The organism is Aminobacter sp. NyZ550 (assembly GCF_025628925.2).
GTDB classification, from domain to species: Bacteria; Pseudomonadota; Alphaproteobacteria; order Rhizobiales; family Rhizobiaceae; genus Aminobacter; species Aminobacter ciceronei.
In genome coordinates this window covers 570,001-582,409 of the sequence record NZ_CP114190.1, presented here as the reverse complement: position 1 = coordinate 582,409, position 12,409 = coordinate 570,001, and the positions used below count along the sequence as shown (strand labels likewise).

Sequence of the window (12,409 nt, the reverse complement as noted above, 5' to 3'; positions counted from 1 at the left end):
TGGGAGCGCCTTTGCGAAAAGGCAGAGTTAATTCAGCATATGGGAGCGACAATCATGCATGCTTTCTTCTCGGCCTTCTCCGCGCTGTCAGGCAGCCGGCGACAGTTTCTGGCGACAGTCGGGGGCGCGGCCCTTGCCGTGGCGGTCGGTTTCGGCGGCTCGGCGGCCATTGCCGCGGATCGCGAGCACACGATCATTGTCGGCCTCGGTGGCCAGATCAACACGCTCGACCCATTGCGCGCCGACTACAACCAGACCAACACCATCATCAGCGCCGTCTACGATACGCTGGTGACTTACGACGACACCAAGCTCGTCGGCTCGCTGGCGACAGAATACGCCTATGCCGATGACGCCAAGTCGATCACGTTTGCGCTGCGTCCCGATGTGAAGTTCCATGACGGCACGGCGCTGACTGCCAAGGACGTCGCCTACACGCTCGACCGGTTGAAGCGCCTCGGCACCGGCGTCGCCTCGCTGATCGACGGCTATGTTTCGACCACCGTCACCGACGACACCCATCTGACCATCAACCTGTCCAAGCCGAACACGCTGTTCCTGCCGTCGCTTAGCAAGGTCTACATCCTGAATTCGGCACTGGTTGAAGCCAACAAGGGCGCCGATGACGGCCAGGGTTGGCTTCAGGCGCATGATGCCGGCTCCGGCGCCTACGTGCTGGGCGACCAGTCGCAGGCCGTGGTGATCGACCTGTTCCCCGGCTACTGGGCAGTCGAAACCGGCCGCCCCGAATCCATCGTCTTCCGCCGCATCGACGAAAGCTCGACGCGCCGCGACGAACTCCGCGCCGGCAACATCGACGTCGCCTTCGGCTTTGCCGACCGCGATGCCGCCGCCATGGCCACCGACCCGGCGCTGAAGGTTGTGCCGATCAACACCAGCTACCAGACGGAAGTGTTGTTCAACACCAAGGTCGGTCCGACCGCCGATCCCAAGGTACGCAAGGCGCTGCGCATGGTCTACGACTATGCCGGCGGTCTGCGTGGCATCCGTGGCGGCAACGGTAAGATCGCCAATGGGCCGCTGCCGGCCCGCCTCGACTGCCGTCCTGAACTGCCAGAGGTGAAGCGCGATCTCGACGCCGCCAAGGCGATGCTCGCCGAAGCAGGCGCGGCCAATCTTAAGCTCAAGATGAACTTCCAGCCGGTGTTCGAGCTGCAGAAGCAGGAAGCGACGCTGTTCCAGTCCAACCTGCGCGAGATCGGCGTCGAGCTCGAGCTCGAGCCGATCGCCTTCCCGAACTATCTCGCCAGCCTGAAGGATCCGAATTCGATCCCGCAGATGATGCTGCTCGAGGACTTCGCCCAGTTCCCGGAAGCCGGCATCATGCTCGTCAAGGGCTACAAGTCGGATGCGATCGGCACCAACCGTACCGGCTATGCCAATCCCGAGGTCGACAAGCTGCTCGACACGGCCCTTGCCACCGCCGACGAAGCCAAGCGTTGCGACATCTACAAGCAGGTCCAGACCATTCTCGACAATGACTCCGTGATGGTCGACATGTATGGTGTCTACAAGCCAGCCGCCTACCGTGTCGGCACGCTTGCAGACCTCAAGGCCAGCATGCTTGCCACGCCCGCCGAGCCGGCGGACTTCCGGCTCGCCAAGCCGTAAGCGAGGTCTGAGATGCTCGCGTTCCGCGCCTATTCCTGGTTCCTCGGCCGACGTCTGGGCCTGACACTGTTGACCCTTTGGGGATTGGCCTCGCTGGTCTTCCTGATGATCAAGCTGATGCCCGGCGACGAGGCCCAGATGGCCGCCGGCGCGGACGCCTCCGCCGCCCAGATCGAGGCGGTGCGTGAAAGGCTGGGGCTCGATGCCCCGGTCATCATGCAATATCTGAGCTTCCTGGGTCGCCTCCTGCGCGGCGACCTGGGTACGTCGATCGTTACCCTACAGCCTGTTCTGGCCGATCTCGAAAAGGTGCTGCCGAGCACGCTGGAGCTCGTCTTCGTTGCCATGCTGCTCAATCTGGCGGTCGCCATCCCGGCCGGCATCATTGCCGCCTACCGCCAGGGTGGCGTCTTCGACACGACCAGCCGCGTCACCGCCGTCATGCTCGGCGGCATGCCCGCCTTCTGGCTCGCGCTGGTGCTGCAATATGTGCTGGGCAGCGTCTGGCGCGTGGTGCCGATCTCGGGCCAGCAGGGTTATGGCATGAACTCGCCGGTCGTCACTGGTGCGCCGACCGTCGATGCCCTGATCGCAGGGAACTTTGCCGGCTTCTTCGATACGCTGCACCACATCATCCTGCCGGCGGCCGTGCTGGCGGCGCTGTTCGCTACCCAGATTTTCCGCACGTTGCGGGCCGCCTTGCTCGGTGTGCTGCGCTCGGACTTCATCATGGCCGTGCGCGCCAAGGGCGCCACCGCCCGCCATATGTTGGTGCGCCACGCCTTGCCCAACAGCCTCAACCCGGTGCTGACCCTTTCGGGCACCCAGGCCGGCGCGATGATCGGCTCGGCAGTGCTGGTCGAGACCGTCTTCGCTCGCCAGGGCATCGGGGCCTACATGTTCAATGCCGTCGCCCAGAAGGACGCCTTCGCCGTGCTGGGGTCGGTGATGTTCATCGGCACCGTCGTCTGCCTCGTCAACCTGATCGTCGACATCCTCCAGCTTCTTGTCGATCCGCGCGTCCGCGCCGCACAACTGGGGAGCCAGGGCCAATGACCGCCATCGCCCAGCCGGCAACTACCCGCCGCAAGGAAGGCTTCAGTGCCTTCGAGATCTTCGTCTTCACGCTTGTCATAGCGCTGTTGGCGATCGCCGTCTTCGGTCCGTTCCTGGCGCCGGACAGCATCTACAATTCCGACATCGCCAACTCACTGATGCCGCCGAGTGCAGCCAACTGGTTCGGCACCGACGACCAGGGCCGCGACGTGTTCTGGCGCCTCATCGTCGGTGCCCAGACGACCCTGCTCTCGGCCTTCCTGGTGGTAACGCTCTATTCGCTGATCGGCGTCACGCTTGCCACAGTCGCTGCCGCCGGTCCGCGCTGGCTCGACGAGGGCCTGATGCGCATCACCGACATCGGCCTGGCACTGCCCGGCATGATCGTGGCGCTCGGCTTCGCCGCCGCCATGGGCGCCAGCCTGCGCTCGGCGATCATCGCCATGGCCATAACGGGCTGGCCGATCACCGCCCGCATGCTGCGCGGCATCATGCGCCAGACCATGGAGCAGCCCTTCGTCGCCGGCGCCCAGGTGCTGGGCGTGTCGAAGTGGCGGTTGATGACCAAGCATGTGCTGCCCAATTCGCTCGACGTCTTGATCGTCAAATGGGCCGGCGACATCGGCACGACGGTGCTGGTGCTGGCGAGCCTGTCCTTCATCGGCGTCGGCGCCCAGCCGCCGAGCGCCGAATGGGGCGCCACCATCGCCGCCGCCCGCGGCTATGTCTCGACCGCCTGGTGGACCGTCGTCGCTCCCGGTGCGGCGGTTGCCATTACCTCGATCGCCTTCGGCCTGCTCGGCGACATCATCCAGGTCCGTCGCGATCCGTCCTTGAGGGGCAACTGAGATGAGGACCGTGCACCCCATGCCCGACCAGTCCACTGTTACCCCGCTTCGTCCGCCTCTCGTCACCGTCGACAAGCTGACAGTCGACATGCCGCTTGGCCGCAGCGGCGCGAGCGTCCGCATCGTCGATGGCGTCGATTTCAGCGTCGGTGTCGGCGAGCGCGTCGCCTTGGTCGGCGAGTCCGGCTCGGGCAAGTCGCTGACGGCACGCGCGTTGATGCGGCTCGACCGCCTCGCCAGGCTGTCCGGCCGGGTCGACTTCGACGGCACCGACCTGCTCAAACTGTCGGACCGTGACATGGGCAGGCTGCGCGGCAGCTCCATTGCCATGGTCTTTCAGGATCCGATGAGCTTCCTCGATCCGCTGATGACCATCGGCGACCAGGTCGCCGAGACGCTGCGCATCCGAGGCATCGGCAAGGCCGAGGCGCGCAAGCGGGCGCTCGCCGTGCTCGATGAGCTCGGCGTCGACCGCGCCGCCCAACGCCTCGATGCCTATCCGCACGAGTTCTCCGGCGGCATGCGCCAGCGCGTCGTGCTGGCGATGGCGCTGGTCGGCGAGCCGCGCCTGCTGATCGCCGACGAACCGACGACGGCGCTCGACGTGCGCGTGCAGGACCAGGTGCTCGACCTGCTCGACGACGTGTCGACGCGCCGTGGTCTGGCAGTGCTGTTCATCACGCATGACCTCGGAGTCGTCGCCGGTTTCGCCGAGCGGGTGATGGTCATGTATTCGGGCCGCATCGTCGAGGATGGCGAAGTCGCGAGCGTATTCGCCAAGCCGAGCCATCCCTACACACAAGGGCTGATCAAGGCGGTGCCGCGCATCGACCAGGATCTCAACACGCTCTACGCCATCCCAGGTGCGCCGCCGCCACCACTGGCGCGGCCGGGCGGTTGCCCGTTCCATCCGCGCTGCGATCAGCGCTTCGAACGCTGCGACAAGGACCTGCCCATGCTATTGCCGGTCGGTCTGTCGCGCGTCGCCTGCCACCTGCATGACGGCCACCAGCATGACAGAAAGGGCGCCTGACCATGCTCATGTCCATCGACAGCATCAGCAAGTCATACAATGCCTTCCCCAACCCGCCGGCCAAGGTGCTGCACGACGTCACGCTCAACATCGACACCGGCGAGGCCATCGGCCTCGTTGGTGAATCGGGATCCGGCAAGTCGACGATCGCCAAGTGCATGCTGGCGCTGATCAAGCCGGAAGACGGTGCGATCACATATGACGGCATCGACGTCATCCATGCCAAGGGCGAGGAGCTCAGGCGCTTCCGCCGCGAAGTGCAGATGGTGTTCCAGGACCCCTATGGCAGCCTCAACCCGCGCATGACGGTCGAGGAGCTGATCGGCGAGGGACTTTTGATCCACAAGCTCGAGCCGACGGCGGCTGCACGCCGCAAGCGGGTCGCCGAGATGATGGAGATGGTCGGCCTCAACCCCAACGACATGGACCGCTACACGCGCTCCTTCTCCGGTGGCCAGCGCCAACGCATCGCCATTGCACGCGCGCTTGTCATCCGCCCGCGCATCCTCGTCTGCGACGAGCCGGTGGCGGCCCTCGACGTGTCGGTGCAGGCGCAGGTCATCAACCTGCTGCAGGACATGCAGAAGAAGCTGAACCTCGCCATCGTCTTCGTTGCGCACGACTTGGCGGTTGTCCGCCATCTCTGCGAAAAGATCGTCGTGCTGCACAAGGGCAAGGTCGTCGAGCAGGGTTCGCGCGACGAAATCTTCGGCAACCCCCGCATGCCCTATACCCAGTCGCTGCTGGCGGCGGTGCCGGTACCCGATCCCGTCGCCGGCCGCGCCCGCCGTGCAGCGCGCCGCCTCGAAACCGCAAACTGACATTACCAAGGAGACTGCCGATGCGTATCGGTGTCGATGGCCGCAAGATTCCCGAAGCCACCAAGCGCGGACCTGTGGCCAGCTTCGATCATGCCAAGGAGCTGGGCATGGAGGGCCTGTTCTTCCGCACCGTGCTCGACATGAGCCCGACGCTGGATGCCGGCTATCTCGGCGAGATCAAACAGCGCGCCGACGAACTCGGCATGTATCTCGAAACCGGCCTCGGCAAGGTCAATCCTTATGCCACCCCCGAGGCGCCCGAACTGCGCCTCATCGGCGATGGCGACATCGTGCTCGGCTTCCGCCGCATGATGGAGGCCTGTGCCGCCATCGACTGCCGCGAACTCTGGGTGGCGACCGCCAACTACAAGCCGGCCTATACCGGCCGCTTCGCCTACGACCGTTTCCGGACCGACGTGACCTGGCAAGAGCAGCTCGACGCCACCGCGCGCTTCCTCAAGAAGCTCGCGCCGATCTCTCGCGACCTCGGCATCCATCTGAACCTCGAGACGCATGAAGAGATCACCTCCTTCGAACTGGTGCGGCTGGTCGAGGAAGTCGGGCCGGATACGACGGGCATCGTCTTCGACACGGCCAACGTGCTGCAGCGCGCCGAGCACCCGGTCTGGGCGGCCAGGCGCGTGGCGCCTTATGTACGCCAGTCCCACATCAAGGACGCGCTGATTGCCTATGATGGCGAGGTGCTCGATTTCCAGATGCGCCCTTGCGGCGGCGGCGTCGTCGATTTCCGCGCCATCATGCCGATCCTGGCCGCCGCCAATCCCGGTCTCAACCTGTCGATCGAAAACTACGAATCTTTCTCGGACCGGCCGCGCAACCCGCCCAAGATGATCATCGAGATCGCCGATCCCAAATGGCTCGAAGGCCACCCCGACCTCAGTGTCGAGGAGTATGCCGACTATATGAAGATGGTGCAGGACTACGCTGCTCGCATCGCCAGCGGCGAGGTCCTGGACCGCGAAAGCTTCGCTGCCTGGGCTGTGAAGAACTACCACTATGCCGAGACGGTCGACTACATCAAGACAAGTGCCGCCCATGTCAGGGGCATCTGCCAGGAGCTCGGCCTGCCGCTGCAGAAGGCGGCGTAGGCCGGTTTGTCGACTGCGAACAGCAAACCCGCGGAAGGCAGCTTCCGCGGGTTTTTCTTTTTGCCGCTGATTGTTTGTCATCAAACCCCTCTCCGGCCCTTCGGGCCACCTCTCCCCAGAGGGGCGAGGAACCCAAGCTGGACAGGCGCTGGCACGTATCCGAAGTCTCGTTGAGCGTTCAGAACCTGGGTTCCTCGCCCCTTTGGGGAGAGGTGCCGAGCGCAGCGAGGCGGAGAGGGGTTGCTGGGCGAACACGTCAATCGCTTGCGAACGTGCCCCAACAAAAAGGCCGCGCAGTCGGCGCGGCCCTTTTTTGTCTTCAGCAGGCGTGTAGTAGCCTACCACTCGAGCACGATCTTCCCCGCTTCGCCATTGGCGGCGTTATGGAAGGCGGCCTGGTAGTCGTCGGCCTTCATGCGGCTGGTGATCACCTTGCGGATGTCGAGGCCGCTTTCCAGCATCGCCAGCATCTTGTGCCAGGTCTCGAACATCTCGCGGCCATAGATGCCCTTCAGCGTGATCATCTTGAAGACGATCTTGGAAAGATCGATCGGGAACGGCTTTGCCGGCACGCCGAGCAGCGCGATACGGCCGCCCATCAGCGTGTGTTCGATCAGCTGGTCGAAGGCGGTGGGCGAGCCGCTCATCTCGAAGCCGACGTCGAAGCCTTCGCGCATGCGTAGCCGCGCCATGGCGTCGCGCAGGTCTTCCTCGGCGACGTTGACGGGCGTGACGTCGGCGACCTGGGTGGCGAGTTCGAGGCGCTTGGGGTTGACGTCGGTGATGACGACATGGCGCGCGCCGCAATGCCGCGCCACCGCAGCACCCATGATGCCGATCGGGCCGGCGCCGGTGATCAGCACGTCCTCGCCGGCAACGTCAAAGGACAGCGCCGTATGTACGGCGTTGCCGAGCGGGTCGAGGATGGCGCCGAGCTCGTCGTCGATGGTGTCGGGCAGCGGCACCACGTTGAAGGCGGGGATGCGGACATATTCGGCGAAGGCGCCGGGCAGGTTGACGCCGATGCCTTGGGTCTCCGGATCGAGATGGTAGCGGCCGGCGCGGCTGGCGCGGCTGCGCATACCGATGACATGGCCTTCGCCCGACACGCGCTGACCGACCTTGAAGCCGCGCACATGCGAACCCAGCTCGACGATCTCGCCGGCATATTCGTGGCCGGTTATCATCGATACCGGCACGGTCTTGGCCGCCCATTCGTCCCACTTGTAGATGTGGATGTCGGTGCCGCAGATGCCTGTCTTGTTGACCTTGATCAGCACGTCGTCGGGGCCGACTTCCGGTACGGGCCGGTCTTCCATCCAGATGCCGGGTTCAGCCTTGGCCTTGACCAGTGCGCGCATGGGAAAACTCCTGAAACTCAGATGATGCCGAGCGACTTGCCGGCGTCGGCAAAGGCGTCGATGGCGAAGGTGATGTCCTGCTCGTCGAGCGCTGCCGACATCTGGGTGCGGATGCGCGCCTTGCCTTGAGGCACCACGGGATAAAAGAAGCCGGCGACATAGACGCCGCGCTCGTCGAGCGCCTTGGCCATTCGCTGCGCCAGCACCGCATCACCCAGCATGACCGGGATGATCGGCGTCTCGCCGGGAAGCAGCGTGAAGCCGGCCTCGATCAGGCCATCGCGGAAGCGTGTGGCGTGGCGGCCGAGTTTTGCACGCAGATCGTCGGCGCTACGCGCGATCTCGATCGCCTTCAGCGAGCCGGCGGCAACGGCTGGCGCCAGGCTGTTGGAGAAGAGGTAAGGACGGGCGCGCTGGCGCAGCAGGTCGATGATCGGCTGCGACGCCGCGATGAAGCCGCCCATCGCGCCGCCCAGCGTCTTGCCCAGCGTTCCGGTGACGATGTCGACGCGGTTGCCGGCGCCCGTCAGCGCCGGCGTGCCGCGGCCTTCTTCGCCGATATGGCCGGTGGCATGACAATCGTCGACGGCGACGATGGCGCCATAGCGCTCGGCGAGATCGCAGATCTGCTTGAGCTTGGCGACGTGGCCGTCCATCGAGAACACGCCGTCGGTGACGACCAGCTTGAAGCGCGCGCCGTTAACTGCGGCCTGCTTGAGTTGGGTCTCCAGGTCGTCCATGTCGCCCTGGGCGTAGCGGAACCGCTTGGCCTTGGAGAGCCTGACGCCGTCGATGATCGAGGCATGGTTCAGACTGTCGGAGATGATGGCGTCCTCGGCGCCGAGCAACGGCTCGAACAGCGCTCCATTGGCGTCGAAGCAGGCAGCGAACAGGATCGCATCGTCCTTGCCGAGATAGTCTGATATGGCGTGCTCGAGCTCGCGGTGCAGCGTCTGGGTGCCGCAGATGAAGCGCACCGAGGCCATGCCGAAGCCAAACTCGTCGAGAGCAGTTGCCGCCGCCCTGCGGATATCGGCATTGTCGGCGAGGCCGAGATAGTTGTTGGCGCAGAGATTGACCATCTGGCGTTCGCCATCCGGACCCTTCACCTTGATACGGCCGGCCTGCATGCCGGAGATATGGCGCTCACGCTTGTGGAGGCCGTCGGCCTTGATGCCCTGGAGAACGTTCGAGATGTGGGAAAGGAAATCCTGGTTCAACGGTCTCTCCATCCATTAAGATGGAAATTCCGATATAATGGATATGATGGCAAGTCTAGTGGAATCCTGTTGGGCCAGCGAACCAGACGCAAATGCCTCGCAGGACGGCCAAGCCGGTGCTATCAGTGGGCCGCTTTTGGGGGAGGCGACATGGAAGTGAACGACGCGCCGAAGATCGGCCCGGTAATCCAGAAGGAACGCAAGGAGCGCCACCTGACGCTCGACCGGCTTGCGGCGATTTCGGGCGTTTCGCGCTCAATGCTGTCGCAGATCGAGCGCGGCGAGGCCAATCCGACTTTCGCCGTTCTGTGGTCGCTGACCCAGGCCCTCGGCATCGATTTTTCCCAGCTCATCGCGGGCGGCATCACCCACCAGCGTAAGGCAGAGGCCATCGAACTGGTGACGCTGGCGCTGACACCTGAAATCAAGAGCCCTGACGGGGCTTGGCGGCTGCGTATCCTGAGTTCGCCGGCCCTGGCCGGCCGTATCGAATGGTACGAGGTCGAGATCGCGCCTGGCTGCAAGCTGCAAAGCGCGCCGCATGCGCCCGGCACCTTCGAGCATCTGACTGCCAACACTGACGGCCTATCGGTGGAAACCGAGCTGGGACGGCAGGCGCTGAAGACAGGCGAGACGGCACGCTATCGCGCCGACGTATCCCACGAAATTGCCAATAGCGGCTCGGAAACCGCCCGAGCGCTGATGGTGGTTCTGTACGACCAGGACAACTAATCCCATCAGGCACGGACTGGCGCGGATTTTCTGCTCTTGACGGGGCAGCAAGCCTGCCGCTTCCTCCCAGCCAAGCGGCACCGTTCGTCGACGCGCCGCGACCGCGAAAAGGGAGAGCGTCATGTCCGGCAGGTGGGATTTCTGGGTCGACCGTGGCGGCACCTTCACCGACGTCATCGGTCGCGACCCTGATGGTCGCCTCCACCCCCGCAAGTTGCTGTCGGAAAATCCCGAGGCCTATCGCGATGCTGCCATCCAGGGTATCCGCGACCTGCTCGGCCTGGCGCCGGGAGCGGCCATTCCGCCCGGCAGCATCGGTGACATCAGGATGGGCACGACAGTTGCCACCAATGCGCTGCTCGAACGCAAGGGCGACCGCGTCCTTCTTCTCATCACCAAGGGTTTCCGCGATGCCCTGCGCATCGCCTACCAGGCCCGGCCGGACATCTTCGCCAAGGAAATCATCCTGCCCGAGCAACTCTATGAACGTGTCGTCGAGGTCGACGAGCGGGTGCGGGTCGACGGTACCGTCGAGCGCCTTCTCGATATCGCGGAGATCAAGCCGCAGCTGCTGCAAGCCAGGGCCGACGGCATCGATGCCGTCGCCATCGTCTTCATGCATGCCTGGAAGTTCCCCGAACACGAACGCGCCGTCGCCGCCGTTTGCCGCAAATGTGGGTTCTCCCAGGTGTCGGTCAGCCACGAGGTTTCGCCACTGATCAAGTTGGTCGGGCGTGGGGATACGACTGTCGTTGATGCCTACCTTTCGCCGATCCTGTCGCGCTATGTCCGGCAGGTGGCAGGGGAATTGGGCGTTTTGCCGTCCCCCTTGTGGACAAGGTCGGACGGCGAAGACGGACGGGGCGGGGGTGACAGTGCGACGGGGGCTACCTCCGCCCCGGTGCTGCGCCCCGACCCTGCCCACAAGGGGGAGGGCAAAAACCCTCGCCTCATGTTCATGATGTCCTCTGGCGGCCTCACCGCCGCCGAACTGTTCCAGGGCAAGGATGCGCTTTTGTCAGGCCCCGCCGGCGGCGTCGTCGGCATGGTCGAGACGGCCAAGCTTGCCGGCTTCGACAAGGTCATCGGTTTCGACATGGGCGGCACCTCGACCGACGTCGCCCATTATGACGGCGAATACGAGCGCAGCTTCGACACCGAGGTCGCCGGCGTGCGTGTCCGCGCCCCGATGATGCGCATCCACACAGTTGCCGCCGGCGGCGGCTCGGTGTTGCATTTCGAGGCTGGCCGCTTCCGCGCCGGGCCGGATTCCGCCGGGGCCAATCCCGGTCCCGCCTGCTACCGCCGTGGCGGCCCGCTCGCCGTCACCGACGCCAATGTCATGCTCGGCAAGCTGCAGCCTGATTTTTTCCCGGCTATTTTCGGCCCTGCGCAAGACCAGCCGCTCGACGCTCGCGTCGTACGCAAGAAGTTTGCGGCGCTCGCCGAAGAGATCGGCGATGGCCGCAGCCCCGAGGCGGTCGCCGAGGGTTTCGTCACCATCGCCGTCGAGAACATGGCCAACGCCATCAAGAAGATCTCGGTCCAGCGCGGCTACGATGTCACGGAGTATCTGCTCAACTGCTTCGGCGGCGCCGGCGGCCAACATGCCTGCCTGGTGGCCGACGCACTCGGCATGGAGGCGGTGCTGATCCACCCCTTCTCCGGCCTGCTGTCGGCTTATGGCATCGGCCTGTCGTCTGTCTTCGCCTCGCGGCAGCAGGCGCTGCTCAAGCCGCTGGCCGAGGAATCGCGCGCCGAGATCGAGGCCTTGATCGGCAATCTGCGCGCCGAGGTGCTGACTGAGCTCGCCGGTCAGGCCATCGCCGAAGACGATGTCGCCCTGCGGCCTGTCCTGCATATCCGCTACGACGGCACCGACACCGCCCTGCCGGTCGGCTTCGAGCACGGCTCGATCGCCGTGGCCAAGGCTGCCTTCGAGGCTGCCCACAAGGCGCAGTTTGGCTTCATATATAAAGACAAGCCGACCGTGGTCGAAGCGGTGGTGTTGGAGGGTCGCGACGGCAGCGCCCGCGGGCTCTCGGAACAGGAGACCCCGCTTGAAGAAAAGCCGGCCACCACCGCCGAGACGAGAAAGATATTCACCGAAGGAGCCTGGCATGAGGCCGGTGCCTTCCGCCGGGCTGGCATGAGGCCCGGCCACAAGGTCCCAGGTCCTGCCCTTATCATAGAGAGCCACCAGACAATCGTTGTCGAACCCGGCTGGACCGCGGAGATCAGCGCCCGCAACCACGTCGTCATGCGGCGCGTCGAGAAAAAGCAGCGTCGCGCCGCCATCGGCACCGCCGCAGATCCCGTCATGCTCGAGGTGTTCAACAACCTGTTCATGTCGATCGCCGAGCAGATGGGCGTGACGCTGCAGAACACTGCCTATTCGGTCAACATCAAGGAGCGGCTCGACTTCTCCTGTGCCGTCTTCGACCGCATGGGGGCGCTGGTCGCCAACGCACCCCACATGCCGGTGCATCTCGGCTCGATGGATCGCTCGGTCGAAACCATCATCCGTCTCAACGAGGGCGACATCCATCCCGGCGACGTCTTCGCGCTGAACGCTCCTTACAATGGCGGCACCCATC

10 protein-coding genes (1 of these 10 cut by a window edge) are annotated in these 12,409 nt (G+C 64.8%); 8 read left to right on the top strand and 2 right to left on the bottom strand.

Annotation, left to right across the window (positions count from 1 at the left end):
• The first annotated feature begins 54 nt into the window (after window positions 1–54).
• From N7E70_RS02850 to N7E70_RS02825, 6 genes are read left to right on the top strand one after another with little or no spacing between them, the layout of a single operon-like run.
• On the top strand, window positions 55–1,632 hold the full coding sequence (locus tag N7E70_RS02850) for an ABC transporter substrate-binding protein (protein ID WP_263005485.1): 1,578 nt from the start codon (window positions 55–57) through the stop codon (window positions 1,630–1,632).
• Window positions 1,633–1,644: 12 nt separating this feature from the next.
• Window positions 1,645–2,688 (top strand): ABC transporter permease, encoded by a 1,044-nt coding sequence (locus N7E70_RS02845; protein WP_263005484.1) that lies wholly within the window; start codon window positions 1,645–1,647, stop codon window positions 2,686–2,688.
• Window positions 2,685–3,536 (top strand): ABC transporter permease, encoded by an 852-nt coding sequence (locus N7E70_RS02840; protein ID WP_263005483.1) that lies wholly within the window; start codon window positions 2,685–2,687, stop codon window positions 3,534–3,536. The genes N7E70_RS02845 and N7E70_RS02840 overlap by 4 nt, the downstream gene beginning before the upstream one ends.
• A 19-nt stretch (window positions 3,537–3,555) precedes the next feature.
• A complete protein-coding gene (locus tag N7E70_RS02835) occupies window positions 3,556–4,569 on the top strand; it encodes an ABC transporter ATP-binding protein (protein ID WP_263005482.1) in 1,014 nt (337 codons plus the stop codon).
• A gap of 2 nt (window positions 4,570–4,571) precedes the next feature.
• The gene (locus N7E70_RS02830; RefSeq protein ID WP_192319495.1) at window positions 4,572–5,390 is read left to right on the top strand and encodes an ATP-binding cassette domain-containing protein; all 819 of its coding nucleotides are present in this window, start codon (window positions 4,572–4,574) and stop codon (window positions 5,388–5,390) included.
• A 20-nt stretch (window positions 5,391–5,410) separates the two neighbouring features.
• Window positions 5,411–6,499, top strand: coding sequence for a sugar phosphate isomerase/epimerase family protein (locus N7E70_RS02825; protein WP_067955489.1), 1,089 nt, complete (start codon window positions 5,411–5,413; stop codon window positions 6,497–6,499).
• 338 nt (window positions 6,500–6,837) lie between these two features.
• Here N7E70_RS02825 and tdh read toward each other — a convergent pair whose 3' ends face one another.
• Window positions 6,838–7,860 carry an L-threonine 3-dehydrogenase gene (gene tdh, locus N7E70_RS02820; protein ID WP_263005481.1) on the bottom strand — a complete coding sequence of 341 codons (1,023 nt, stop codon included), beginning with the start codon at window positions 7,858–7,860 and terminating at the stop codon, window positions 6,838–6,840.
• 17 nt (window positions 7,861–7,877) lie between these two features.
• A complete protein-coding gene (locus N7E70_RS02815; protein ID WP_263005480.1) occupies window positions 7,878–9,080 on the bottom strand; it encodes a glycine C-acetyltransferase in 1,203 nt (400 codons plus the stop codon).
• A 150-nt stretch (window positions 9,081–9,230) separates the two neighbouring features.
• Here N7E70_RS02815 and N7E70_RS02810 point away from each other — a divergent pair, with 150 nt between their 5' ends.
• Window positions 9,231–9,812, top strand: a complete 582-nt coding sequence (locus N7E70_RS02810) for a helix-turn-helix domain-containing protein (RefSeq protein WP_067955483.1) — start codon at window positions 9,231–9,233, stop codon at window positions 9,810–9,812.
• Window positions 9,813–9,933: 121 nt separating this feature from the next.
• Window positions 9,934–12,409: the 5' portion of a hydantoinase B/oxoprolinase family protein gene (locus N7E70_RS02805; RefSeq protein ID WP_263005479.1), read on the top strand. Its footprint extends 1,292 nt past the window's final position; the window shows 2,476 of its 3,768 coding nt (coding positions 1–2,476); it begins with the start codon at window positions 9,934–9,936; the stop codon falls past the right edge of the window.